The organism is Nonomuraea helvata (genome assembly GCF_039535785.1).
GTDB classification, from domain to species: domain Bacteria; phylum Actinomycetota; class Actinomycetes; order Streptosporangiales; family Streptosporangiaceae; genus Nonomuraea; species Nonomuraea helvata.
In genome coordinates this window covers 350,367-375,200 of the sequence record NZ_BAAAXV010000011.1, presented here as the reverse complement: position 1 = coordinate 375,200, position 24,834 = coordinate 350,367, and the positions used below count along the sequence as shown (strand labels likewise).

General features: G+C 71.5%; 25 protein-coding genes. 6 read left to right on the top strand and 19 right to left on the bottom strand.

Annotation, left to right across the window (positions count from 1 at the left end):
- Positions 1 to 38 precede the first annotated feature (38 nt).
- Entirely contained in the window at positions 39 to 572 is a 534-nt protein-coding gene (locus ABD830_RS49705) for a uridine kinase family protein (protein ID WP_345002596.1), read from the top strand.
- Here the strand turns inward: ABD830_RS49705 and ABD830_RS49700 are convergent.
- The 5 genes from ABD830_RS49700 to ABD830_RS49680 are packed head-to-tail and all read right to left on the bottom strand — an operon-like array spanning position 569 to position 5,821.
- Complete coding sequence (locus ABD830_RS49700) at positions 569 to 1,204, bottom strand: histidine phosphatase family protein (protein WP_345002595.1); 636 nt, start codon at positions 1,202 to 1,204, stop codon at positions 569 to 571. The two genes, ABD830_RS49705 and ABD830_RS49700, sit on opposite strands and share 4 nt — an antisense overlap.
- Positions 1,205 to 1,263: 59 nt before the next feature.
- On the bottom strand, positions 1,264 to 2,424 hold the full coding sequence (locus tag ABD830_RS49695; RefSeq protein WP_345002594.1) for a DegT/DnrJ/EryC1/StrS family aminotransferase: 1,161 nt from the start codon (positions 2,422 to 2,424) through the stop codon (positions 1,264 to 1,266).
- 13 nt (positions 2,425 to 2,437) lie between these two features.
- Positions 2,438 to 3,148 carry an amidohydrolase family protein gene (locus ABD830_RS49690; protein ID WP_345002593.1) on the bottom strand — a complete coding sequence of 237 codons (711 nt, stop codon included), beginning with the start codon at positions 3,146 to 3,148 and terminating at the stop codon, positions 2,438 to 2,440.
- Positions 3,145 to 3,837, bottom strand: coding sequence for an amidohydrolase family protein (locus tag ABD830_RS49685; protein ID WP_345002592.1), 693 nt, complete (start codon positions 3,835 to 3,837; stop codon positions 3,145 to 3,147). The genes ABD830_RS49690 and ABD830_RS49685 overlap by 4 nt, the downstream gene beginning before the upstream one ends.
- A 19-nt stretch (positions 3,838 to 3,856) precedes the next feature.
- Positions 3,857 to 5,821 carry a PQQ-binding-like beta-propeller repeat protein gene (locus ABD830_RS49680; protein ID WP_345002591.1) on the bottom strand — a complete coding sequence of 655 codons (1,965 nt, stop codon included), beginning with the start codon at positions 5,819 to 5,821 and terminating at the stop codon, positions 3,857 to 3,859.
- 85 nt (positions 5,822 to 5,906) lie between these two features.
- Here ABD830_RS49680 and ABD830_RS49675 point away from each other — a divergent pair, with 85 nt between their 5' ends.
- The 3 genes from ABD830_RS49675 to ABD830_RS49665 are packed head-to-tail and all read left to right on the top strand — an operon-like array spanning position 5,907 to position 9,395.
- Entirely contained in the window at positions 5,907 to 6,680 is a 774-nt protein-coding gene (locus ABD830_RS49675) for an amidohydrolase family protein (protein ID WP_345002590.1), read from the top strand.
- The gene (locus tag ABD830_RS49670) at positions 6,677 to 7,393 is read left to right on the top strand and encodes an amidohydrolase family protein (RefSeq protein WP_345002589.1); all 717 of its coding nucleotides are present in this window, start codon (positions 6,677 to 6,679) and stop codon (positions 7,391 to 7,393) included. The genes ABD830_RS49675 and ABD830_RS49670 overlap by 4 nt, the downstream gene beginning before the upstream one ends.
- Positions 7,394 to 7,451: 58 nt before the next feature.
- Positions 7,452 to 9,395 carry a hypothetical protein gene (locus ABD830_RS49665; RefSeq protein WP_345002588.1) on the top strand — a complete coding sequence of 648 codons (1,944 nt, stop codon included), beginning with the start codon at positions 7,452 to 7,454 and terminating at the stop codon, positions 9,393 to 9,395.
- Here ABD830_RS49665 and ABD830_RS54530 read toward each other — a convergent pair.
- The 7 genes from ABD830_RS54530 to ABD830_RS49635 all read right to left on the bottom strand — a co-directional run bounded on the left by ABD830_RS54530 (position 9,370) and on the right by ABD830_RS49635 (position 14,917).
- Positions 9,370 to 9,792: a KUP/HAK/KT family potassium transporter gene (locus ABD830_RS54530; protein ID WP_425567266.1), complete on the bottom strand. Its 423-nt coding sequence runs from the start codon at positions 9,790 to 9,792 to the stop codon at positions 9,370 to 9,372. The genes ABD830_RS49665 and ABD830_RS54530 overlap by 26 nt on opposite strands.
- Positions 9,793 to 9,827: 35 nt before the next feature.
- On the bottom strand, positions 9,828 to 11,033 hold the full coding sequence (locus tag ABD830_RS49660; RefSeq protein WP_345002587.1) for a cytochrome P450: 1,206 nt from the start codon (positions 11,031 to 11,033) through the stop codon (positions 9,828 to 9,830).
- A 129-nt stretch (positions 11,034 to 11,162) separates the two neighbouring features.
- A complete protein-coding gene (locus ABD830_RS49655; RefSeq protein WP_345002586.1) occupies positions 11,163 to 11,669 on the bottom strand; it encodes a DUF1707 SHOCT-like domain-containing protein in 507 nt (168 codons plus the stop codon).
- Complete coding sequence (locus ABD830_RS49650; protein WP_345002585.1) at positions 11,666 to 12,469, bottom strand: ABC transporter permease; 804 nt, start codon at positions 12,467 to 12,469, stop codon at positions 11,666 to 11,668. The genes ABD830_RS49655 and ABD830_RS49650 overlap by 4 nt, the downstream gene beginning before the upstream one ends.
- The gene (locus ABD830_RS49645; RefSeq protein ID WP_345002584.1) at positions 12,466 to 13,431 is read right to left on the bottom strand and encodes an ATP-binding cassette domain-containing protein; all 966 of its coding nucleotides are present in this window, start codon (positions 13,429 to 13,431) and stop codon (positions 12,466 to 12,468) included. The genes ABD830_RS49650 and ABD830_RS49645 overlap by 4 nt, the downstream gene beginning before the upstream one ends.
- Complete coding sequence (locus ABD830_RS49640) at positions 13,431 to 14,387, bottom strand: DUF4097 family beta strand repeat-containing protein (RefSeq protein WP_345002583.1); 957 nt, start codon at positions 14,385 to 14,387, stop codon at positions 13,431 to 13,433. The genes ABD830_RS49645 and ABD830_RS49640 overlap by 1 nt, the downstream gene beginning before the upstream one ends.
- Positions 14,387 to 14,917: a hypothetical protein gene (locus ABD830_RS49635; protein WP_345002582.1), complete on the bottom strand. Its 531-nt coding sequence runs from the start codon at positions 14,915 to 14,917 to the stop codon at positions 14,387 to 14,389. The genes ABD830_RS49640 and ABD830_RS49635 overlap by 1 nt, the downstream gene beginning before the upstream one ends.
- Positions 14,918 to 15,218: 301 nt before the next feature.
- Here ABD830_RS49635 and ABD830_RS49630 point away from each other — a divergent pair, with 301 nt between their 5' ends.
- The gene (locus ABD830_RS49630) at positions 15,219 to 16,091 is read left to right on the top strand and encodes an NAD(P)-dependent oxidoreductase (RefSeq protein WP_345002581.1); all 873 of its coding nucleotides are present in this window, start codon (positions 15,219 to 15,221) and stop codon (positions 16,089 to 16,091) included.
- Here the strand turns inward: ABD830_RS49630 and ABD830_RS49625 are convergent.
- From ABD830_RS49625 to ABD830_RS49605, 5 genes are all read right to left on the bottom strand, one after another.
- Complete coding sequence (locus ABD830_RS49625; protein WP_345002580.1) at positions 16,075 to 16,950, bottom strand: dihydrodipicolinate synthase family protein; 876 nt, start codon at positions 16,948 to 16,950, stop codon at positions 16,075 to 16,077. The genes ABD830_RS49630 and ABD830_RS49625 overlap by 17 nt on opposite strands.
- Positions 16,951 to 16,960: 10 nt before the next feature.
- A complete protein-coding gene (locus tag ABD830_RS49620; protein WP_345002579.1) occupies positions 16,961 to 17,827 on the bottom strand; it encodes a carbohydrate ABC transporter permease in 867 nt (288 codons plus the stop codon).
- Complete coding sequence (locus tag ABD830_RS49615; RefSeq protein ID WP_345002578.1) at positions 17,824 to 18,690, bottom strand: carbohydrate ABC transporter permease; 867 nt, start codon at positions 18,688 to 18,690, stop codon at positions 17,824 to 17,826. Before ABD830_RS49615 ends, ABD830_RS49620 begins: the two co-directional genes overlap by 4 nt.
- A 33-nt stretch (positions 18,691 to 18,723) precedes the next feature.
- Positions 18,724 to 19,968: an extracellular solute-binding protein gene (locus ABD830_RS49610; protein WP_345002577.1), complete on the bottom strand. Its 1,245-nt coding sequence runs from the start codon at positions 19,966 to 19,968 to the stop codon at positions 18,724 to 18,726.
- 87 nt (positions 19,969 to 20,055) lie between these two features.
- Positions 20,056 to 21,207 (bottom strand): DegT/DnrJ/EryC1/StrS family aminotransferase, encoded by a 1,152-nt coding sequence (locus tag ABD830_RS49605; protein WP_345002576.1) that lies wholly within the window; start codon positions 21,205 to 21,207, stop codon positions 20,056 to 20,058.
- 60 nt (positions 21,208 to 21,267) lie between these two features.
- On the opposite strand from ABD830_RS49605, the gene ABD830_RS49600 reads away from it, so the two are divergent.
- Positions 21,268 to 22,473, top strand: a complete 1,206-nt coding sequence (locus ABD830_RS49600) for a hypothetical protein (protein ID WP_345002575.1) — start codon at positions 21,268 to 21,270, stop codon at positions 22,471 to 22,473.
- Positions 22,474 to 22,727: 254 nt separating this feature from the next.
- Here the strand turns inward: ABD830_RS49600 and ABD830_RS49595 are convergent, their stop codons facing one another.
- Both ABD830_RS49595 and ABD830_RS49590 read right to left on the bottom strand, forming a co-directional pair.
- Complete coding sequence (locus tag ABD830_RS49595; RefSeq protein WP_345002574.1) at positions 22,728 to 23,783, bottom strand: dihydrodipicolinate synthase family protein; 1,056 nt, start codon at positions 23,781 to 23,783, stop codon at positions 22,728 to 22,730.
- 32 nt (positions 23,784 to 23,815) lie between these two features.
- Positions 23,816 to 24,823, bottom strand: coding sequence for an NAD-dependent epimerase/dehydratase family protein (locus tag ABD830_RS49590; protein ID WP_345002573.1), 1,008 nt, complete (start codon positions 24,821 to 24,823; stop codon positions 23,816 to 23,818).
- Positions 24,824 to 24,834 lie beyond the last annotated feature (11 nt).

Here is a 24,834-nt window from a genome sequence, read left to right as displayed (position 1 = left end):
TCTCAGTTGCACGCACCCGGTGGCCTACCCTGGGTCCGGTGAATCACCTGGCCGAGCGCATCATGAGCCTGCGCCCTTCGTGCGGCCCCGTCCGGCTGGTGGCGGTGGACGGTCCGGCGGGGGCGGGCAAGACGACGTTCGCGATCCGGCTGGGTGCGGCGCTGGGCTGCCAGGCGATCCACAGCGACGACTTCCCCGTGCCGTGGGAGGAGGGCCCCGGCGGCTGGTTCCACGCGCTGGAGTCGCAGGTGCTCGTCCCGCTGCGGGACGGTCTGCCGGGAGATTTTCGCAGGTACGACTGGGTACGCGGCGAATACGCCGAGAGAGTTTCCGTCCCGGTCGCACCGGCCCTGGTCATCGAGGGCGTCGGCACGGCCCGCGCCTCCATCGCCCGTTCGCTGGCGTTCACCGTCTGGTTGGAGGCTCCCCGGGAGCTGCGGTTCGCCCGGGTCATGGAGCGGGACGGGGCCGAGCTGGAGCCGCGGTGGCGGGAGTGGTTCGCGGCGGAGGAGGAGTGGTTCGCCGATGACCGGACCCGGGAGCGGGCCGATCTGATCGTCCCCACCGATTAGAGGTGCGCGACGTCGTTGAACCGGACGATCCCGGAACGGTCCCAGACGGACACGGAGCCGTTCAGCACCGGCGCGAAGTCCAGCACGGCGCCCAGCTCCGCGTCAGGGCCGCCCGCGAGGACGTGGCGCAGCCCCAGCACCACCGAGTCGTGGGCGACGATCAGCACCCGCCGCCCCGCCGCGTGCTCGCGCAGGTCGGCGAGGAGGTCGCGGAGCCTGGTCACGACGTCGGCCAGGGACTCGCCGCCGGGCGGCCGGAAGGCGTAGGGCCCCTCGGCCTCCCGCCGCGCCAGCTCTCCGGGGAACCTCTCCCTGATCGCCGCCAGGTTGTAGTGCGCGAACGCCCCCGCCTCCTGGTCCCTGAGCCGCTCGTCCACGGTCACCGGGAGCGGGCCGGCGCCCCACGCCTCCAGGGCCACCCGCCACGTGTCGAGCGCCCGCAGGTAGGGCGAGCACCACACCACCTCGGGGGTCTCGGCCGCGGGCATGCCCGCCAGTAACCGCCCGAGCGCCGCGGCCTGCCGCCTGCCCAGCTCCGTCAGCGTGACCTCGTGGTCGCCCGGCTCGTAGCGCAGCGGCCGGTCGCCGGCCTGCTGGTGGGCGAGATTCGCCGAACTCTGTCCGTGTCGCACAGCGATGATCCGCTCCGGGGCCATTCCGCCATCTTGTCACGGACCTGCCCACCGGCTGATCAGCGAGCGGACAGCACCTTTGCGAGCGCCTCGGCGACGTCGGCGGCCGCCTCCGGGGCGGCCATGAGCATCGCCTGGCGGACCCACACGACGGTCCTGGCGGCCTCCTCGGCGGCCGGGCAGGGTTCGGCGCGGGCGCCCTCGGCGCTGAGGGCGGCCATGGTCCCGAGCGGCGGATACCCGGCGTCGAGCGGCACCCCCTCCGCGGCCATGGCGGCGAGCACGAACACGCGGTCCACGCCGGGGTCGAGGCGGAGCATCAGGAGATGGCGCGAGTCGCGGGTCGTGCCTTCGGGCCGGGGCACCACGCTCACGCCGGGGACGGCGGCCAGCTCGCGTTCCAGGGCGGCGCAGAAGGCGTTCCTGCGGTCGATCTCCGCGTCGAGGCGGTCCAGCCAGGGCAGCAGGAGTGCCGCCTGGATCTCGGTGAGGCGCAGGTTCCAGCCCACGGACGGGTGGCCGTACCAGCGCCCGCCGAGCTCGCGGCCGACGTTGCAGGCCGACCAGCAACGACCGTGCACGGCCTCGTCGCGGCAGACAATCAGGCCGCCCTCGCCCGCGGTCATCGCCTTGCTGGACTGGAAGCTGTAGACGCCCGCGTCGCCCAGGCCGCCGACGGGCCGCTCATGGTACGTGGCGCCGTGCGCCTGGGCGGCGTCCTCGACGACCGCGAGGCCGTGGCGGGCGGCCAGGGCGTTGAGGGGGTCCATGGCGGCCGGGCTGCCCGCCAGGTGCACGGGCATGATCGCGGCTGTCCTGCCGGTCAGGGCGTCCTGTACGGTCTGCGCGGACAGGTGCAGGTCGGCCGGGTCCACGTCGGCGATGACGGGCGTGGCACCGGTCAGCAGCACGGCGGTGGCCGACGCCACGAACGTGTACGCCGGGACGACCACCTCGTCCCCTCTGCCCACGCCCAGACCGCGCAGCGCGGCGAACAGGCCGAGCGTGGCGTTGCCGACCGCGACGCCGTACGGGACGCCGGAGAGCCCGGCGAACGCGGCGGTCAGGTCCGCGACCACGGAGCCGCCCTGCGTGGCCCCCCAGAGGCCGCTCTCGAGCACCTTGGTGACGAGCTCGCGCTGCGCGGGATCGAGGGGCGGCGGCCAGGCGGGCCAGGGGGCCGACCGGACGGGGGTGCCGCCGTGGAGGGCGAGCGTCACGAGAGCTTTCCCTTCATGAACCGAGGAGGCGGGCCAGGTTGGCGCCCTGGACGAGGGCGCGATCGGCGTCGCTGAGCGGGGCCAGGGCGACGCGGCCGTAGCCCGTGCGCAGGTCGAGGAAGCACGCGTCCGAGCCGAACAGCACCCGCTCGGCGCCCGCCAGCGCGGCCAGCCGGGCGATCCACCGGCCGGTCATCCTCGAGCCGCACGTCTCCAGGAACACGTTCGGGTGCTCGGCCACGAGGCGGGCCGCCCGGCCGAAACCGTACGCCCAGAGCCCCGTGTGCCCCATGATCAGCCGCACGTGCGGATGCCGGGCGGCGACGGCGGCGAACTGGGCGGGGTCGCTCCACGGCGAGTCCGTCTGGCCGTGCGCGAGCACCGGCAGGCCGAGCCGCCAGACCGGCTCGTACAGGGAGTCGTCGAGGCGGCACCGGTGCACGTCGGGGTGGAGCTTGACCCCCCACACGCCGTCGCGGGCGAGCGGGGTGCGGTGGTGCGGGTTGTAGACCTGCCACACGCCGAACCGGCCGGGGAAGCGCTCGGCGATCTCCATGGCCAGTTCGTTGCCGCGCACGGCGTCCGGGCCGACGGCGAGCAGGTGGCTGATGCCCATCGCGGTGACGCCGATCCGGTCCATCGCGGCCACGAGGTGCTCGGCGGTGGGATGCGGGACGATGAAGTCGGGCCAGGTCCCGACGTGGCCGTGGGCGTCGAGGATCACAGCAGCGCCTCCAGCGTCCCGGCGGCGATCCGTTCGACGTCCTCCGGGGGCAGGTCGAGGTGGTCGAGCAGGAAGCGCGGCCCGCAGTCGTCGGACACCGGCGCGCCCGTGCCGAACACCAGCCGCTCCGCCCCGAACCGCGCCGCCAGCCACTCGACGCCGCCCTGGGTGTTGACGGTGCCGATCTCGGCCAGGACGTCCGGCGCCTCGGTCATCAGCTCGGCCAGCGCGCGAAGCCTGCGGTAGCCGGGGTTGAGCACGAGGAGGGGCAGGCCGGGCAGGCGCTCGGCGAGGTGGCGGAGCTGGGCGGGCGAGGTCTCGTCCAGGTCGACCGCCACGGGCAGGCCGATCTCGGCCAGCCACCGCACGGCGGTCGGTCCCGTGAGGTCGAAGCGGTGGCGTTCGGGGCAGAGCCTGATCATCCGTACGCCCCACGCCGCCACCGCTTCAGGGCCCTCCGGCTCGCCCCCGGCCCCCGGCACCACCACGGGTACGGGGATCAGCCGGGGGTCGCCGAGCGCGAGCAGCGCCTCGTTGCCCGCCCGCGGGTCGGAGTAGAGGCTGAGCGTGTGGGTGACGCAGGCCCGGTCGATGCCCAGCCGGCCCATCTCGTCCCGGGGGTCGTTCGGCAGGTCGTCGAACGGCACGGGACCGATGAGCCGGTGGGCGTCGATCACGTATTTCGGCACAGACCGAAACCTAATAGAGTCACTGATTGACGGTCAAGGCCGGGCAGCCCGGATCGAGCCTGATCCTGGCCAGGTCCCTGCCCACGAGCGCCCACGCCCGCCAGGAGCCGGGCTCGAAGTGCAGCTGCGGGTTGGTGTACCACTCGTCGCCGAGCCCGGTCGCCAGGAGCTTCGCCTCGGCGCCCAGCTCGTACGCGTTCCCGCCGCCGAAGAACGTGGACGCGAACACCCTGCCCCGGTGCACGGTCAGCTCGCCGTACCCGGAGAGCTTGCCCTGCCGGACCACCTGCCTGGTGGCCAGGTCCATGGCGATCCAGGTGCCGGTGTCGCGCTTGTAGACGCCGTACAGCAGCCCGTCGTGCACCTTGATGTCCTGGAACGTGCGGTGTCCCGGGACCGGGTCCACCTGCCAGAGCACCTTGCGCGCGCGCAGGTCGAAGGCGGCCACGGACGCGGACGTCCTGACCGGCGGGGTCCCGCCGCCGCCGAGCACGTCGCCGCCCAGGTAGACGACACCACCCCGGGGGTCGAGCGAGAGGCTCATGAGGCTCTCGTCGGGGATGACGCCCTCGTAGACGTCGATGCGGCCAGTGCGCGGGTCGACCACGGACAGGGCGCCGTTCAGCCTGGCGCCGAGCGGGGCGCTGGCGACAACGAGCTTGTCGGTCGTGGGGTCGTACTCGATGTCCCAGGGGCGCTGCTGGCCGTGTCCCAGGTAGCCGACGCTGCGCACCTTGTCCGTGCGCAGGTCGACGGAGACGATCTGACCGCTCGGGTAGATCGCGGCGTAGATCTTGTCGCCCCGCCGTACGAGGTCCTTCGGCTCGCCGGGCATCCGGAACCTGCGCCGCTCGCCCGTACGCAGGTCGCGTACCTCCATGGAGAAGTGGCCGCCGATGTAGACGGCGCGGTTCGGCACAAGGAGCATGCTCTGCGGCCGCTCCGGGCCGCTGGGCAGGCCGGCGTCGATCAGGTCGACGAAATCGGACTTCCCGGTACGGAGGTCCAGCCACCACATGCCGCCGCTGCCCGCGAAGCCGAGCAGGGTGTTCTCGTCGAGCTGCTGCAGCCGCCTGGTCTCGTCGCCCGGCGACGGCGGGTCGGCGACCTTGGTGAAGGCGGTGTCGCCCGTCCGGTAGCGGTGGACGGCGCCGTCGGGCCGGGAGGTGGCGTAGACGGTTTCATCGGCTGCCACGGTCAGCATGTCGATCGTGCCGCCCTCGAGGGTAACGCGCCGCTCGTCCGTGCCGTCCGAGCGCACGTCGATCAGCACGTCGCCGGCGGCGGCCAGCACCCGGTCGCCGTGGACGGTGACGGCGCCGACGCCGGTCGGGGCGTTCGCCAGTTCCTTGACCGTGCCGTCCGCCCGGGTGATCCGGACGAGCTTGCCCTTGTCGAGCAGCCCCGCGTACACGTAGGTGTCGTCGGCGGCGACCGCCCGCACGTACCGCTCGCCCTGGACCAGCACGCCGAAGTCGCGCACCGCGCCGGTGGCCGGGACGTACTCACGGACCTTGCCGTCCGGGTAGGTGCCCGCGTAGATCGTGCCGTCGGGCGCGGCGGCGAGGCTCCAGACGAAGCCGCCGTTCTTCCCGAACGACGCCAGACGCTCCACGGCGCCCGTGGCCGGGTCGAAGCGGTAGAGGTCGGGCACCGGATAGGTGCCGACGTAGATCTTGCCGCCGGACACGGCCGTGGCCCACGCGCCCTCCGGCTCACCGGCGGCCGGGCCGTCGGGCAGGGTGACGCTCCTGACGACCTTCCGGGTGGCGAGGTCGACGTCGGCGAGCACGGGCGGCTTCAGGCCGCGGGTCACCACGTAGGCGTGCCCGTCGTGCACGGCGGCGCCCACGATGGCGCCGGTGACCGACGCCGGGCCGAACCGCTCCACCGCCGGGGCGTCGCAGGAGGCCGCCCGGGCGACCGGGCCGGTAAGGAGCGCGGGTAAGAGCGCCGACAGGATGACCAGGACGGAGCGGAGCACAGTCGCACCTCACGTTCATTGCTGAGCAATTATGGGCCAGACCGTAACTTTATAAGCACGGTTCGTCAATGGCATGATGTGCGCCATGGCGATTGAGGATCGGACCGGTATGCCGTTCGACGCGTGGCGGCTGGTCGGCGAGCTGGAGGTGGCGCTCGACGTGGACGTGCTGTTCGGGGCTTACCCGGACCGCGACGGACCACCCGGCACGCCCGACTCGGTGCTCGGGCTGCTGGACGGGCACCGGATCCGGGCGGGGGCGGTGGCGAGCCTGCGGGCGGCGCTGTTCGACGTGCGCTCGGGCAACGACGAGCTGCTCGCGCGGGAGGCCCCGGAGGTCGTTCCGGTCGGGGCTGTGGACCTGCGCGACCCGATCGGCGCGGCACGCGAGCTGGACCGGCTGGCCTCGGAAGGCGTCCGGGCCGTGCGGCTGTTCCCCGACGAGCAGGGCGTCGAGGCGGGGTTCCCGTCCGTGCGGCACGTCGCCCGGCGGGCGGCGCGGCTCGGCCTGGTGGTGCTCACCGGAGGCGACGTGCGCAGGTTCTGGCAGCCCTTCGCCGGGCTCGGGGCCAGGGTGGTCTTCCTTGACACGCACTTCTACCACCTGGGCGACTTCCTGGTGGCCGCCGCGGACGAGCCCGGCTTCCATACCTCCACCCGCCTGCTCAACTCCCCTGACGCGCTGGAGCTCGCCGCCGCCGAACTCGGCGCCGACCGCCTCCTGTACGGCTCGCGCACCCCGCACTACGAGCCTCTCGTGCCCCTCCTGCGGCTGGCGACCAGCGGGCTGAAGCCGGAGGAGATCGCCGCCGTGGCAGGCGGCAACGCGACAGGACTCCTGGGGAGGTCCCAGCCGTGATCATCGATGTGCACGCCCACTGGGGCCCGTGGTTCTTCACCATGGACGTGGCCGAGGCCAACCTCGCCACCATGGACCGCTACGGCATCGACCGGGCGATCGTCTCCGCCACCGAGGCCGTCATCTACGACGCGCAGGCGGGCAACCGCGCACTCGCCGCGTACCTGGAGACGCAGGACCGCCTGCTCGGCTACGTCACGGTCAACCCGCGCCGGTTGCGCGAGGCGGAGGCGGACCTGGCGGCGTACCTGCCGGGCGGGCGGTTCGTCGGCGTCAAGATCCACACCGACTACACGGGCTCGCCGGTCGCCTCTCCGCAGCTCCGCGACGCGCTCACGCTGGTCGCCGCGACCGGCCGGCCCGCGCTCGTGCACACCTGGGGCACGTCGGTGCTCGCCCTGGCGGAGCTCTGCCAGGACATCCCGGACCTGCGGGTGATCGCCGGGCACATGGGCGCCGACGGCTTCCGGTACGCCATCGAGGCCGCGAACGCCTGCGACCGCCTCTACCTGGAGCCCTGCTGGTCGCACGCCCCCGCGGGCCGCATCGCGGAGGTGGTGGCGGGTGTGGACCCGGCACGGCTGCTGTTCGGCACCGACGCGACGCTGATCGACCCGTCGTCGGCGTTCGGAGCGGTCGCGGCGGCGGGGCTCACCGGCGAGACCGCCGAGCGGGTCGCCTGGCGCAATGCCGCGGCCCTGTTCCGGATCTAGACATTACGGCCTAGTCCGTTATAGCGTGCGGCCCAACTTCACCAAGGGAGCCCCGCGCATGATCCCCCGCCGTCGTTTCCTCCAGGCGGCCGCCGCGACCACGGCGGCCGCCACTCTCACGGCCACGCCCGCCCGCGCCGCCAACCGCACGCAGTCCGAGGGCACCCTCACGGACCTGGGCCCGGCCAGCGTCGCCAGCCCGCTCGGCAACGGCGAGTTCGTCGGCGGCGTGCTCTACGCGGGCTCGCGCGGCCTGTCGCCCAACGTGGTCGGCGCGTACGACCTCGCCAAAGATTCGGTCACGACCCATTTCGACATCCCGACCGGCGTGGGCATCTGGGCGATGTGCCGGGTCGGCACCGACGTCTACGTCGGCACCCACGCGAGATCCGACCTGTACCGGATCGACACCGTCGCGAACCAGGTCACCAAGGTCGCCGAATACCCCGACCACTACATCTGGACCATGGCTTCCTCCCCTGACGGCAAGGTCTACCTGGGCACGTCCGAGCCGGGCCGCGTCTGGGAGTACGACCCGGCCACGAGCACGAGCCGCGACCTGGGCCAGCCCGCCCCCGGGGAGGCGTACGTCCGCAGCATCCAGGCCGACGACAGGTACGTCTACGCCGGGATCGGCACCCACGCCCACCTGATCGCCATCGACCGCGCGACCGGCGAGAAGCGCGAGCTCCTGCCGCCCGCCGTGGCCGACCGCGACTGGGTCGCCAGCCTGGCCATGTCGGACACCCATCTGGCCGGCGGCATGAACTCGCTGGCCGAGCTGCTCGTGCTGGAGAAGGCCGCGCCGCAGAACCACAAGGTCGTCAAGGCCACCGCCGCGGGCGAGAAGTACATCGTCTCGGTCCTGATCCACGACGGGTACGTCTACTTCGCGGGCCGCCCCTCCGGCACGTTCTACCGCTACCACCTGGCCACGGAGCGGCTGGAGGTGCTCGGCGTCCCGTACTTCGAGGCGGCCACCCACCGCCTGCTGGCCCACGAGGGCCGGATCTACGGCATCCAGGACAGCGCGGTCTTCGTCTACGACCCGGCGACCGGCTCGATCGACTACGTCAACCTCGTGCAGCGCGGCTTCAGATCGGCGCCCGAGGAGCCGATGTCCGTGCACTCCGACGGCCGGCGGGTCTACGTCGGCGGCAAGGGCGGCGCCGACATCCACGACGTCGCGACCGGCAAGGTGACCAGGCTGGGCATCGCGGGCGAGCCGAAGACGCTCATCACCGTCGGCGACACCACGTACCTGGGCGTCTACACCCAGGCGGCCCTGTACGCGCACCGCCCCGGCCAGACCGAGGCCAGGCTGATCGCCCGCACGGGCAACCAGCAGGACCGCCCGCGCGACCTCGCCCACGACCCCGCGACGGGTCTGATCGTGATGCCCACCCAGCCGGAGCCCGGCCACATGAACGGCGCGCTCTCGCTCTACTCGCCCGGCACCGGCACGTTCGAGACGTACCGGCCGGTGGTGGAGCGCCAGACGGTCTACTCGGTCGCCGCCCGGCACGGCGTCGCCTACCTGGGCACCCTGATCCAGGAGGGCCTCGGCCTGCCGCCGGTCACGACGACCGCCCGCCTGGCCGCCTTCGACCTCGTCAGGCGGAAGCTGCTCTGGCAGCTGGAGCCGGTGCCCGGCGCCCGCCAGATCTCCTCACTCTCCCTCGGCAGGACGGGCACCTTGTACGGCATGGCGAGCACGGGCGAGGTGTTCGAGTTCGACCTGCGGAGCAGGAAGGTCACCAGGACGATCAAGGTGGGGGCGAAGGGCGGCGAGCTGTTCGTGACCGGCCGGGTGGCGTACTGCACGGACGGCGACGCGATCTACAAGATCGACCTGGTCGCGTTCACCGCGAAGCCCATCGTGGAGGGGCTGGCCGGGCAGTGGTTCGGCGGCGAGCCCAAGCTGGCGCTCGACCCTTCCCACCGGGCCCTGTACGCGGTACGCGGCCGCAACCTGGTCAGGGTGGCCATCGCCGGGCGTTGACATGCCCCTGATCGACCAGTCGTTCAGCGTTCGGGCCGGTGGCGTTCGCCGACGCGCCGCCGCGCCATGGTCCACCCTCTACACCTCGATCTGCGAGCCCATGATGGCCGTGCGGTCGCAGGGTAGGCCGAAGACATCGTCGGATCATGCCCGCGCTGAAGCTCGATCTTCGACAGGAAGTAGGACGCCTGGTCGAGCTGCAGCCGCCCCCGGTCGTTGCCGAGTCGAGCATCGCCAGCAGCACGTAGGTGACCGTGACGATGATCATCACTGACCAGAACACCAGCGACACCACCCCGAACACGTTCTCCGTGCTGACCGGGACGGGATGCGGGTCGCTCGGGTTGAACACCGTCTGGAAGGTGTAGATGGGACTGGTCCCGATGTCGCCGAACACCACAACGAGAGCACCGATCCGGCCTCAGCTCGCGGTCACGCATCCCAGGTGACCGGGAGGCTCTTGAGCCCGTAGATGTCTGCGATCTCCGGGCGCAAGGCGACCTCTTCAGCCGGTACGGCCAGGCGCAGCGTGGGGAAGCGGTCGACCAGCGCGGAGAACGCGACCCGCATCTCGACGCGGGCCAGTTGCTGACCCAGGCACTGGTGGATGCCGTGGCTGAAGGCCAGGTGCCCGCCGTCCTGCCTGCGAACGTCGAGCACGTGGGGATCGGCGAAGCGCTCGGGGTCGCGGTTGGCGGTGTTGATCGACAGGATGACGGTCGCACCGGCCTTGATGGTCTGGCCGCCCAGCTCGACGTCCTCCAGCGCCGCCCTCTGGAACGTCTTGGCCACGCTCAGATACCGCAGCAGCTCCTCGACGGCTTGGTCGGCGAGTGTGGGATCGGCGCGCAGCGCGGCCAACTGCTCCGGGTTCTGCAGCAGCGCGAACGTGCCCAGCGCCAGCATGTTCGCGGTGGTGTCGAGCCCGGCCGCCAGCAGGATGAGGGCGATACCCTTCAGCTCCTCGTCGGTCAGGTCGCTGTCGGTGAGCTCGCTGAGCACATCGTCGGTGGGGTCGGCGCGCTTGGCGACCACCAGCTCGGCGAGGTACTGCTGGACCGCGGTGTAGGCCGCCATCAGGTCCTCGTCGCTGGTCTCCCCGTTCATGAACTTGTCGACGTGCTCCTGGAAGGAGCCCCGGTCCTCGTACGGCACGCCCAGCAGCTCGCAGATCATGATGGCGGGGATGGGCTTGGCGAACGCGGTCACCACGTCGGTGGGCGGGCCGGCCTGCTCCATGGCGTCCAGGTGCTCGGCGGTGACCTGGTCGACGCGCTCGGCGAGCAGCCGCATCCGCCGTACGGTGAACTTGCCCACCAGCGGTTTGCGGTAGCGGCCATGCCGTGGCTCGTCCATGAGCAGGAACTCGCCCGGCGGCGCCGGGGGGATCTCCATGCCGGTGACGTCGATGAACGGGTAGAGCATGAGCTCCTTGCGCGAGCTGAACCGCGAGTCGGCCAAGACCGACCGGACCAGGTCGTATCCGGTGATCAGCCAGCCTTCTTGCCCGCCGGGGAAGATGTAGCGGTTGATCGGGCCGTGCTCGCGGGCCTGGATCAGCTCTGCCGGCGGGTCGAAGGGACAGCTGGGCTGACGGGTCGTCGGCATCGCCGTGACGGTGTGGAGGGAGTCACCCATGATGTTCCCCTATCTCGAGATATTACGTGTTTTAAGTCGGTCGAAGCTTGCGTTGCATTCAGAATTCGGTGAACCTGGCGCGTGTCTCGCGATCTCACGCGCATGGCCCTGCGAGTGGCGAGCGCCGGATCACGTGCGCGAGTTGCGGATCCTCAGGCGGCCGTAGGGAAATTCTCCGGTGATGTGCACGTGCAGCCCGCCTGGACGTGGGCGGCCTGCTGCCTTGCAGGTCACGCCGCCCCACTCGGTACGTACTCCGTCGACGTTCGCGCTCGCGCCGGCGGGCAGAATGATCACGGCGCCGCCGTACGCGAGCCGGAGCTCGATGTCGATCCGCGCGTACGGGATGCGGGCTTTGGACAGATCGAGCCGCACCCTGCCGTACTCGGAGTCAATGCGCAGGCGGCGGGGCACCTGCCAGTCGCCTGTTCGCATGACGCGCCCGCCGGTGGAGCCGAGCCGGACCACGTCGTCCGGCAGGTCGGCGACGACCGACGCCAGCTCCTGGGAGGAGGCGGCGGTGAGCGCCAGTTCGAGCCGCCGCTCCAGCTCGGCGGGGTTGAGCCGGCCATCCGCATACGCCTGCTGGACCAGCTCCACCGCCCTCTCACGATCCGGGACGGAGACCGAGTTCATTGACTGACGGCTCTCTTGTACAGCCGCGTGGCCAGCGGCACGAACAGGGCCAGGAGTGCGACCGACCACAGGAACGACACCGGCACCGCGTGCTGCAGCGGCCAGGCACTGGGTGGGGGGATGGCCGGGCTGGTGTTGCCGAACAGTTCGCGGGCGGCCTGTACGAGTGTGGAGACGGGGTTCCATTCGGCGATCAGCTTGAGCGGACCGGGCAGACGCGTGCTGTCGACAAAGGCGTTGGACAGGAAGACCAGCGGGAACGACATGATCGTGGCCACGTTGTTGAAGACCTCCGGGGTGCGCAGAGCCAGCGCGACCGTCGCCGTCACCCAGGAGAAGGCGTACGCGAACAGCACCAGCATCAGGAACCCCAGAGCGGCCTCCCACGGCGAGCTGTGAATGCGCCACCCGACGAGCAGCCCGACGAGGGCCATCGTGACGATGCTGGTCAGGTTCATGATCACGTCGCTGACGGTCTGGCCGGTGAGCACCGCGGAGGGGGACATGGGCAGCGTGCGGAACCTGTCGAAGATGCCCTTCTGCAGGTCCTGCGTCAGGGTGTAGCCGGTGATCTGCGCGCTGGAGACGATCGTCATGACGAAGATCCCGGGAAGCAGGTATTCCCCATACGACATGCCCGGCAGGCTGATCATGCTGCCGAAGACATAGGTGAACAGCAGCACGAACACGATCGGGAGCATGACCACGCCGCCCAGCAGATCGGGGGCTCGCCGGATCTTCAGGGCGTTACGCTTGGCGATCGTCACGCCGTCGGCGACGGCGATCTGCAGAGCGTTCATCGGGCGCCCTCCTTGATCTTCTCGTCGGCCTGGCGTCCCGTGAGGATCAGGAACACGTCGTCCAGGGTCGGCCGGCGCAGGCCGGCATCGCGCACGGTGATGCGCTCGGCGGCCAGGTGGCCGAGGGCGCTGGTCAGCGCGGCTGCGCCGCCGGTGACCGGGATCGTCATCCGGAAGGTGGTGACGTCGAGCCGCATGTCGCCGACGGCCAGCGGCGCCAGCGTCCGCGAGGCGGCCTGCAAGTCGGCCGTGCTCGTGACCGACAGCTCGATGCGATCGCCGCCGACCTGATCCTTCAGCTCGTCGGCGGTACCCATTGCGATCACGTGCCCGTGGTCGACCACCGCGATGCGGTCGGCAAGCCGGTCCGCCTCGTCCATGTACTGCGTGGTCAGCAGCACGGTCGTGCCGTCCGCGACGAGCTCGCCGATGACGTCCCACAGACCCGCGCGGGCCCGCGGATCCAGGCCGGTAGTGGGTTCGTCGAGGAACAGCACCGGCGGGTTGGCGACCAGCGCGCCGGCCAGGTCGAGCCGGCGCCGCATGCCGCCGGAGTAACCCTGGACCGACCGGTCGGCCGCCTCCGTCAGGTCGAAGCGCTCCAGCAGCTCGCGGGCGCGCTGCTTGGCCCGCCTGACGCCCAGGTGGTAGAGGCGGCCCACCATTTCCAGGTTCTCGGCGCCGGTGAGGTGGTCGTCGACGGCGGCGTACTGGCCGGAGGCGCCGATGCGGGCACGCAACCTGGAGGCGTCACGGACGACGTCGAACCCGGCCACCCGGGCGTGCCCGACGTCCGGCTTCAGCAACGTGGTCAGGATCCGCACGGTCGTGGTCTTGCCGGCACCGTTCGGGCCGAGCAGCCCGAACACCGTCCCCTCCGGGACGTTCAGCTCCATCCCGTCGAGGGCGGTCACATTGCCGTACTTCTTGACCAGGCCCTCGGCCATGATCGCGTCTGGCATCACAGTCTCCTTGGGGCGTCGGAACGATGGATGACGATGTCGCCGTGGGTGGTGTGGGCCCGCACCTCGATGACCTGATCCAACTGGCCGGGGCCGTCGCTGGAGTCGAGGGAGACGTCCACGGTGCCGTACTTCGAGCTCACGTCCAGCCAGGCGGCGGTGCCCTCGGGGATCCCGAGCTCCAGTCCGCCGCCAGTGGTCTCCATGAAGACCGAGCCGGACACCACCTCACCGATCCGCACGCTGCCGTACGCCGTCTTGGCTACGGCGCCGGCCAGGGCGCGATCGACGGCGATGTCGCCGTGGGAGGAGTGCAGCCGCAGCTCACCGGTCACCTCGCCGAGGCGGACGTCGCCGTGGGCGGTCTTGACCGCGGCCGTGCCGTCGATCTCTCCGATGCTGATGCCGCCGTGGGTCCCGGTGATTTCGGCGTGTCCGGACGAGCGGTTGACCGAGATGTCGCCGTAGGTGCTCTTCAGCCGCAGCCGCCCGGCCTGCTCGATCCGGATGCCGCCGTAGGAGGTGGTGAAGCTCACCTCGCCGAGCGGACCCTGGCAGCGCAGGCTCGCCTCCGTCTTGGCATCGACGCGGGAGCCCGCCGGCAGGCTGACCGTCACGTCGACCGAGCCCGAGCCGAGCAGCAACGAGCGCGCCCAGTCCTTGGGCGACTCGATGAGCCTGTCGAGCGACAGGCCCCAGCCGGACGCCGAGCCGGTCTGCTCCTTGTCCGCCCGCACCAGGAGCCGGCCGTCGGCGTACTCGATCTGGGTGTGCCGGGCGGCCTGCACGTCGGCGTCGTTGAACTCATCGCTCGGGCGGACCTCCACGACGGTGTCCGTGCGGTCGCTCGCGTCGATCCTGACGTTGGCGGTCGCCATGTCGATGATGGCGAGGATGGGTTCTGGGGTGTCGAAGGTCGGCATGGCGTTCCCCTCCTCCTGCGTTGGCGTGGCCATCAGCGCACCCAGCCGCTGTAGCGGTTGCCGCTCTGCGCGGTCGGGCGGCGGCCGGAGCCGCGGCCTGGCTCGCCCTGGTCGAGCGCGGCTGAGACGGCCCGGACCAGCCAGGCGTTGACAGACAGCCCGTCCCGGGTGGCCGCCTCCTCGATGCGAGGCTTGAGGTGCTCGGGGACCCGGAGCGAGATCCGGGACGTACCTCCCTCGTCGGCGTCCGGGGGTGGCGGCGGGGCAGGCGGCCTCTTGATCCGCTCGACCTCGCCTTCATCCTCGAACGACCGGGCGCTCGGCGGTGGCGTCACGACGAAGTCGGGGTCGCGTCCGCGCAGGCGCACCTCGACCGAGCCCGGCGCGAGGTCCTGGGTGATCTCGTCCGCGGCGGTGGACAGGGCCTCCAGCAGCGCGAGCCGGGTGGCCGACTCGAGCGTCGCGGCGAGACGTTCCGCCAGCGCGCGGGCTTCCTCGCCGCCCGCTCCGGCGGCGATCGCGAGTTCGCGGCGGAGGTAGGCGACATACGGCGCAAGGTCCATAACGTCATGATGCCATCGCCATGGCGTCATTTCAAGGCAGAATGACATCATTATGGCGCCATCAGGGCGTCATGCGTGTTCGGCTTCGGAGTACCCGCCTGGTTCGCCAGGGACCGGCTCGTCACGATGCTGATGGCCCGTCACCGCTGGAGGCGGAAGGATGTACGCCGGTGGCAGGGAAGTCCCGACGGAACGCCACCCACGCAGGAACGGCCCGCAGCCACTGAGCCTCCGGGCTCCACGTCCTGGCAGGAAACACCCGCCCGCGAGCCGCGCGACCGGAGCTCGTAGGGTTGATCGTATGGCTGTAGTCGCAGTGCTGGGGACCGGGCTCATGGGTGCGCCCATGGCCCGCAACCTCGCCAGATCAGGTAGCAACGTCAGGGTATGGAACCGCTCGAAGGAGAAGGCCGAGCCCTTGGCGGCCGACGGCGCGACCGTCGCGGGCTCGCCCGCCGAGGCGGTCGAGGGCGCCGACGTGGTGATCACGATGCTGCTCGACGGCGACGCCGTACGCGCTGCGATGACCGCCGCAGCTCCCGGCCTGCGGGAGGGCCAGGTGTGGGCGCAGATGAGCACGGTCGGCCTGGAGGCGATCGAGCCGCTGGCCGCGCTGGCCGCGGAGCACGGGCTGACGTTCGTGGACGCTCCCGTCCAGGGCACCAGGCAGCCGGCCGAGCAGGGCAAGCTGGTCATCCTGGCCGCCGGGCCGCAGGACGCCAGGCAGGCGCTCGCGCCCCTCTTCGAGGTGCTCGGCCAGCGCACGCTCTGGCTCGGCGACGACGGCGCGGGCGGCGCCGCGACCAAGCTCAAGATGGCCGCTGTCAGCTACGGCATCTCGATGACGGCCGCCGTGGCCGAGGCGCTGTCGCTGGCCAAGGGGCTCGGCCTGGACCCCGACCTGGTGCGTCAGGTCGTGACCGGCGGGCCGATGGACAACGTCTACTTCCAGACCAAGTCCAAGGCCATCCTGGAGGGCGAGTTCGAGCCCAGCTTCACCGTCAGCAACGCGAAGAAGGACACCCGCCTGATCGCCCAGGCGGGCGAGTCGGCCGGTGTCCGGCTCGACGTGATCCAGGCGGCGGGCGAGCGGATGCGCCGCGCCGAGGCGCAGGGCCACGGCGACGAGGACATGGCCGCCAACTACTACGCCAGTTTCACCGAGAAGCCGTGATGACCCCGGCCCGCTCCTCCTCCGGCAGGGGCGGGCCGTACGGGTCATAGGCGTGCGACTCGGGCACGCGGCCCTCGGCGGCGGCCAGCCAGAGCATGCGCTGCACGTAGCCCTCCATGGGCTCGGTGAACGTGGCCTGCGCCAGCCGGTCCAGCCGCCCGGACGCCGCGACGAAAGCGCCCAGGTCCTTGCCGTCGAACGCCTCCAGGACGGCCGCGGTCACGCCGACGCTCGCCGCCGCGATGCCGACCAGGGCCGCCTCGGCGCCCCACAGCAGGGACGGGCCGAACATGCGGTCCTCCCCCGTGATCGCCAGCCTGTCCGCCTCCCTGGTGAGCGCGATGGCCCGCTGACAGCCCATCGCGTCCGACAGCAGGGCGGTCTTGAGCCCCGCCACGCCGGGGTGCCGCAGCAGCTCGCGCAGTGTGCCGGCCGGGCACGGGCGGGTGTAGAGGTCGAAGGCGATCATCGGCAGGCGGGCCGCCTGCCAGACCTCCTCGTGCAGCGCCACCCGGTCGCCGTTCGACGGGAACACGAGCACGCCGTCGGCCCCCAGCTCGGCCGCGACGCCCGCCTGCTCCGCCGGATCGGACGGTCCGCCGCCCACGCCGACCAGCACCGGCACGCCCATCGCCACGGCGCGCTCGACGACCCCGGCGCGGACGTCCGGGGCGAGGTACGGGCCGCGGCCCGTGTGGGCGAGCACCGCCAGGCCGGTGACGCCATCGGCCACCAGGCCGGCGAGGTAACGCGAGACCACGTCGAGGTCCACCTCGCCGGACGCCGTCATGGGGGTGGCCGCGGCGGCGATCAGCGCGCCCCGGAGCCGGTCCCTAAGGTTTCGTGCAGCAACATCCACCCGAAAGACCTTATTTCAGACCGGTCATCGCGATGCTGTTGACCAGGTACCGCTGCAGCAGGAAGAACACGAGCAGGCACGGCACCACCGACACGGCCGCCGAGGCCATGAGCACCGACAGCTGCAGCTCCTCGGTCCGCAGCGTGGTCAGCCCCACGGTCAGCGTACGCGTGGCGTCGCTCTGCCCGACGACCAGCGGCCACAGGAAGTCGTTCCAGTGCCACAGGAACACGAACACGCCGAGCGTGGCCAGGATCGGCCTGGTCAGCGGCACCACGATCGTCCAGTAGACCCGCCACTCGGAGGCCCCGTCCACCTTGGCCGCGTCGAACAGCTCGTCGGGCAGCCCCAGGATGAACTGCCGCATCAGGAAGACGGCCTGCGAGTTCGCCAGCGTCGGCACGATGAGGCCCCAGAACGTGTCCACCCCGTCCAGGCTGTTGACCAGCACGAACGTCGGGATGAGCGTGGCCTGGAACGGCACCATCATGGTGGCGAGGAACGTCCAGAACATGGCCTCGCGGCCGGGGAAGCGCTTCTTGGCGAACGCGTACCCGGCCATGGACGAGGTGAGCAGGATGATCACCACGGAGACGACGGCGTACACCAGCGAGTTGACCGTCCACGTGGCGAACCCCGACGCCGACAGCACCCGCGCGATGTTGTCGAACGTGAGCGAGTCCGGCCACTGCGCCGGCACGGTCGGCCGGCCCGCCGGCGACAGCGCCACCACGAACATCGCCAGGAACGGGCTGACGGTCAGCACCGACAGCAGCGCGAGCAGGGCCGCGAGCGGCCACCTGCTCCGCCGCCACCGGCGGCGGGCCACGCGGGCCGCCCCCACCTGGGCGACCGGCCGGGAGGCGGTGATCGTCATGTGGTCCCCCGATCGAGGAAGCGGCGCTGGACCAGCGACACGACCAGCACGATGGCGAACAGCACCATGCCCCACGTGGCGGCGTAGCCGAAGTCGAACGACCTGAAGCCGTGGTCGTAGATGCCGTAGATGAGGGTGTAGGTGGCCCGGACCGGGCCGCCGCCGGTCATCACGTACACGGTGTCGAAGGTCTGGAACGCGCTGATCGTCTCGATCACCACGACGAAGAAGATCGTGGGCTTGAGCAGCGGCAGCGTGATGCGGCGGAAGCGCTGCCACGCGCTCGCCCCGTCCACCCTGGCCGCCTCCAGGTACGACGACGGGATCGACTTCAGCCCGGCCAGCAGGATCAGCATCGAGTAGCCGAACCCCTTCCACACCGACACCACGGCCAGCGCGGGCAGGACGAGGGCCGTCTGCTCCAGGAACGCCACCGGTCCGAGATCCGCCTTGGCCAGCAGGCCGTTGATCAGCCCGTCGAACTCGTAGATCCAGCGCCAGATGATGCCCGCCAGCACGAAGCTGGTCACGTACGGCAGGAAGAGCATGCCGCGGAACAGCCCGCGCAGGAAGACCACCTGGTTGAGCAGCAACGCCGTGCCGAGCGCCACGAGCAGCGTGAGCGGCACGTAGATCGCCACGTACACGAGCGTGACCCGTAAGCTCAGCCAGAAGTTCACGTCGTCGAACAGCCGGGTGTAGTTGTCGGCGCCGATGAAGTCCCACTCGCCGCCGATGTTCCAGTTCGTCAGGCTCATACCCGCCGCGCCCAGCGACGGGAAGATCCGGAAGATCAGGAAGAGCACGAGCACGGGCAGCACGAACAGCAGGCCGGTGACGGGGTCACGCAGGCGTTGACGCACCAGGTGTTTCCTTTCCGGTGGGGGTGCGGGCGCTCAGCCGCCGCTGCCGAGCAGCTGGTCGGCCTCCTTGGCGGCCGCGTCGAGCGCGGTCTTCGCGTCCTCCTTGCCGAGCAGCGCGGCCTGGATGTGCGGGCCGAGCACGCCCATGACCTGGCGGGCCTTGGGGTGGGTGTCGCCGGGGAAGGCGTACTGCAGGGACTTCGCGAACTCCTTGGAGGCAGCCGACTGGTCGGGCACCGTCACGTCCGTGCGGGCGGGGAAGAAGCCCGACTCCTTGGCCAGCGCGGCGGTCACCTCGGGCGAGGCCACGTAGGTGGCGAGCTTCTTGGCGGCGTCCTTGCTGTCGGAGTGCTTGGCCAGCACCAGGGCTCCGGGGATGCCGAACGCGACCCGCTTCTTGCCTTCGAGGGGCAGGCCGATGCCGACGTTCTCGGCGCCGATGGCGGCGGCGAGCTGGTCGGCCATGCCCGCGGTGGCCGCGTGGTACATGGCGGTCTTGCCGGCGGCCAGCGGGCCGCCCTCGATGTCGTTGGTCTTGCTGGCGGTGTTCTCCGGCAGGCCGCCCACCGCCTTGAGGTCGAGCAGGAGCTGCAGGCTGTCCACACCCTCCTGGCCGTTGAACGCGACGGTCTTGCCGTCGGGGGCGAAGACCGAGCCGCCGTTGGCCCACAGGATCGGGTAGAAGCTCTGGTTCAGGCTGACGTCGGGCTTGCCGGGGTAGTCGAGCACGGCGACCTTCTTGGCGGCCAGCTTGGGCGCGGCCTCCTTCAGCTCCGCCAGCGTCTCCGGCGCCTTCTCGACGCCCGCGTCGGCGAACAGCTTCTTGTTGTAGATGGGCGCGGTGATCGTCTGGTAGATGGGGACGCCGTACAGCTTGCCGTTGACCGTGAGGGCGGTCAGGGAGTTCGGCAGGTAGGAGGCCTTGGCCGGGGCGACGACGTCGTCCACCGCCTCGATCGTGCCCTGCTGGGCGTACTGCGGGATCTGGTCGGGACCGAGCACCACCAGGTCGAAGCCCTTCTTGGAGACGAGCGCGGTGGTGACCTTCTCCTGGCGGCCCTCCCAGGGCTGCTGGTCGATCTTGACGTCGATCGTGGGGTTCGCGGCCTCGAAGTCCTTCTCCACCTTGCCCCAGAACGCCTGGCTCTTGGCCTGGTCACCGATGACGGGATACATCCACAGGGTCACGGCGCTCTTGTCCGAGCCGCTGCTGGATCCGCACCCGGCGGCCGCGAGGCTCAGGGCGGCCACGACGCCGACTGCCGCTGCCTTCTTCATCTGCGGCTTCCTTTCGACTAATACCGGTCCTGACCGAAACCTAATGAGCGCATCTTGGCCGGGTCAATGCTTGATACATGAACGTAACTACGGTCGAGCCCGAAATTTCGTCATTTCGGCGGCGATCAGCTCGACGTGCTCGGACGTGTAGTTCTCGTTCCAGTCGATCACCAGCAGCGTACGGTCCACCATGCGCTCGGCCCGCGGGCAGGGGTTCGGCCGGTAGCCGTCGAGCGGGTAGCGGGAGGCACCGTAGATGGCCGCGCCCCACACGGGCGCCCTGTTCAGCGGCTCGGCGAGGTATCCGGCCCGCGCGGGGATCCCGGCCGCCGCCAGGTGCGCGGCCAGCTCGGGCGCGTCCCCGTCCGGGCACACGACCGGGAAGAGCCACCAGGCGTGGCCCTCGGGGCGCGGCAGCCGTACCCCGGGGAGGCCCTTCAGTGCGTCCAGCAGCTGTACAGCGGTGCGGCGGCGGGCGGCGACCACGCCGGGCAGCTTGGCGAGCTGGGCCCGCGCCACGGCCGCCTGGAGCTCGGTCATGCGGTAGTTGAGCCCGAAGGCGGCGTGCGACCGCCCGGCCGCGCGGTCCCAGCCCTTGTCCGAGAACAGCCGCATCCGCCTGGCCAGCTCGTCGTCGCCGGTGATCGCCACGCCGCCGTCGCCGCAGGTGATGTGCTTCCACTGCTGCAGGCTGAGGCAGCCCACCTGACCCGCCGTCCCCGCGAGCCGGCCGTCCGGGAGCCCGGTCAGCCAGGCCTGGGCGCAGTCCTCGATCAGCGTCAGGCCGTGCTCGTCGGCGAGCGCGCGCAGCTCGGCGACCCTGGCGGGCGCGCCGAACAGGTGGACCGCCATGATCGCCTTCGTACGGGGGCCGATGAGCCCGGCCACCGAGTCCGGATCGAGATTGCCGTCCGATGGATCCACGTCCGCGAAGACAGGAACCGCGTTCTGCGCCAAGATGGGGGCCACGGTCCCGAAGTCCGTGATCGGTGTCGTGATGATCTCGTCCCCGGGGTCCGGCGCGGCCGCGACGACCGACAGATGGAGGGCCGCGGTGCCGGAGCTGCAGGCGACCGCGTGGCGGGTGCCGTACACGCGGGCGATCTCGCGCTCCAGCGCCCGCGCCTCGGTCCCCCAGACGGAGTTGAGCATGCCGGAGCGGATCACCCGTTCGGCGGCGGCCACCTCCTCGTCGCCGAGTGTGCGGCCGTCCGCCTCTGCCATGGACGGGAACTTCACGGGGGCACCTCACAAGTTATAGTTGCGGTCTTGACCGAAATGAGCGAGAGGGAGGCGTGGGTGGGAATCGTCATCGGGGTCGTCGGACCGCATGACCTGGTCGACGACGTCGCGGCCGTCTGCGAGGAGCAGCCCGGCGTCAGCACGCTGCGCCTCGACTACGACCACGAGTCGCAGGCGCCCGCGATCGTCGAGGCGCACGCCTCCGCCGTCGAGGGGTGGCTGTTCACCGGCATAGTGCCCTACATGCTCTCCCGCGACGCCGAGGCGCTCACCCGCCCGGCCGCGTTCGTCGACTACTCCGGCGCGACGCTGCTCAGCGCCCTGGTACGCCTGCAGCACGAGGGCCAGGACGTCACCCGGCTGTCGATCGACACGCTGTCGGCCGCCGACGTCAACACCACGTTCGCCGAGGCCGGGCTGCCGACCGCCGAGCTGCGCACGCTCCCGTACCGGCCGGAGATGACCTCCAAGAAAGCCATCGCCTTCCACCGCAAGGGCCCCGCGCACGCGGTGATCACCTGCCTGAGCTCCGTGCACGAGGCCCTCCGCGACGAGCTGCACGTGCTGCGCCTGGTCCCGTCGGTCCATTCGGTACGGGTGGCGCTGCGCCAGCTCATGCTGACCGCCGAGGGGCAGGCGCAGGAGGACGCCCAGATCGCGCTCGGTCTGATCGAGGTGGCCAACGAGGAGGGCCTGCTGCGCGAGGCCACGGCGCTCGGCGGCACCCTGGCCGCCTTCCGCGGCGGCACGCACCTGCTGGTGACGACCCGCGGCCCGCTGCACGACGCCACGGGCGGCTTCACGGGGCTGCCCATGCTGGGGCGGCTGGCCGCCCAGAACGACGCGGTCCGGGTCGGTTTCGGCCTGGGGCGCAGCGCGGCGGAGGCCGAGAGCCTGGCCCGCCGCGCCCTGGCCAGGGCCCGCAGGATCGGCGAGGTGGCCGCGGTCCTGTCGCTGCGGGCGGACACGGACATCGTCCTGGAGTCGGTCACCTCGGCCCCGGCGGGCGCGCAGAACCTGTCGGTCATCGCCCGGCGCGTCGGCCTGTCGGTGTCCACCCTGGAGAAGCTCCTGGAGGCGCGGGCGGCGGCCGGGGAGGAGCCGCTGACGACCCGCGAGATCGCCGACCGGCTGGGCGTCCAGCAACGCACGGCCCGGCGCATGCTCCACCGGCTGGAGCTGGCGGGGCTGGCCGAACGCACGGGCAACCTCACCAGCGGCTCCAGCGGCCGCCCCCTGACCCTCTACCGCCTCGCCCTCTGACCGGGGCTCTCCGGCCCTTTTCCGGAGCACACCATCCAACGGGCCGGCCGGAACCGCACGCCTCACCACGGCATCGCCCGCCCGTCCGACGTCTTCACCACGCCACCGCCACTCGCCGAGGTTGCGCCCGTCGCACCCGGCGCCGGTACGGCGAGCGGCGCAACGCGCCCCCACGTGCAGGGACGGGCGCGCGCCACGCGGCCGGTGGCGTCCCAGAAACGAGGATCGCGGGCACGGGGCGGGCAGGCATGAGGTCAGGAGAGCCAGCGGTCGAGCCCGGCGGCGACGAAGTCGTCGTCCCGGAGCCACGGGTAGGCGCCCCAGATCCGGTCGATCTCGTCGAGCTGCCCCGGGGACAACTCCTCGCCGGGGTCGAGGCACCAGCGCCCCGCCAGCAACCCCTGGCGGCGCAGCACCTCGTGGATCCCCGGGATGCACCCGTGGAACCCGTTGGCCGAGTCGAAGATGGCCGCGTTGGCGTCGGTCAGGTGGCCGTCCAGCGTGAGCAGCCGCCGTACCGCCGAGTCCTCCCCGCCCCGGGCGAGCTTGGCCTGCTCCAGCAGCTCCACGGCCCGCCTCACCCACACCGCCCACTGTCCGAGCAGCCCGCCGACGAACTCGACGTCCACCTCGCGCCCGTCCACCACCACCCGGTGGGTGGTGATGAGGTCGGCCAGGATGTGGTCGTCGTTGCCGGTGTAGAGGGCCACCTCCCCGGCCCGCCCCGCGCGTACGACGCCGTGCAGGACGTCCAGCGTGCGGTACCGGTCGAAGGGGGCGACCTTGATGCCCACCACGGACTCCACGGCGGCCAGACGTGTCCAGAAATTTCGGGACAAGGGGCGGCCGCCCACCGCCGGCTGCAGGTAGAAGCCGATCACCGGCAGCACTTCCCCCACCGCCCTGGCCCGCTCGATCAGCCCGTTCTCGTCGAGCTCCCGGTACGGGCTGAGCAGCACCATGTGATAGCCGAGCGACCTGGCGAGCTCCGCCTCCGCCACCGCCTGGGACGTGGGCCCGGTCGCCCCGGCCACCAGCACCACCTCGCGGTCGAACTCCCCGGCGGTGCTCGCGGCCAGCTCGAGCACGGGCGGCAGCAGGCCGGTGCCGTGGATGGCGAACTGCGTCGTGTGGACGCCCACCGCCAGCCCGCCCGCGCCCGCCTCGACGTAGTAACGGGTCAGCGCCCGCTGGCGGCGCTCGTCCAGCTTCCTGTCCTCGGTGAGCGCGAGCGGGTGCGCCGGGATCACCAGGCCGCGCCTGAACAGATCGCGCACGGACGTCTGCGCCTCTGGAGCCGTGCTGAGCACGTGAGGTCCCCCTTCGGTCGTGGGTGAGCGGGTCAGAAGCGGCCGTCGCGCCGTTCGAACTTGGTGGGTCTGCCGAGCAGCGGCCCGCCGTCCGCCACCCAGCGCGCCGTGTGCTCGACGAGCTCGGCGGGCGTGAGCTCCGGGTAGCCGAACAGGCGGTGGCAGCGCCCCGCGTTCGACAGCAGCGCGGTCGGCGCCTCCTCGCCGGTGAACACCGGCTCCTTGCCCAGCGCCGCGCCGAGGGCCTCGGCGATCTGGCGCACGGAGAGCAGCTCGGGGCCGGTCACGTTGAGGACGTACGGGGGCGTGGCGGCCAGCGCCAGCGACCGGAGCGTCACCTCGTTGGCGTAGCCCTGCCAGACCACGTTCACGTGCCCTGTCGCGAGGTCGACGGGCTCTCCCGCGAGCACCTTCTGCGCCAGGTCGACGAGCACGCCGTAGCGCAGCTCGACCGCGTAGTTGAGGCGGATCAGCGACATCGGCGTGCCGTGCGTCTCGGAGAAGTGGGTCAGCACGCGCTCGCGGCCCAGGCAGCTCATGGCGTAGTCGCCCACGGGCCCGACCGGAGAGTCCTCCGTGCTGCCGGCGCCGGCGACGGGGACGAGAGGGTAGACGTTCCCGGTGGACAGGGCGGCGATCCTGCTGCCCCTGAACCGGTCGGCGACCCGTCCGGGCAGGTACGCGTTGGTGAACCAGGTGGCGTGCTCGCGCCCCTGCGTGCCGAACTTGGCGCCGACCAGGAAGACGACGTTCGGCGCGTCCGGCAGGTCCCGCAGCGCCCGCTCGTCGGCCACGTCGGCGGGGACCACCGTCGCGCCGTCCTCGGCCAGCGACTCGGCGAGCCCCGGCTCGGAGAAGCGCGAGACGGCGATGATCCGCCGGTTGCCGCCGGTGGCGTTGAGCGCCAGCCGCACCAGGCTCGGCCCCAGCTTGCCGCCGGCGCCCAGGATCAGGATGTCGCCGTCGAGCCTGCCCAGATCGTCCACGAGCCCGGGGCTGGGCCGCGCAAGGCGCTCCTCGAGTTCCGCTGTCGTGCGCACGCGCGTATCTC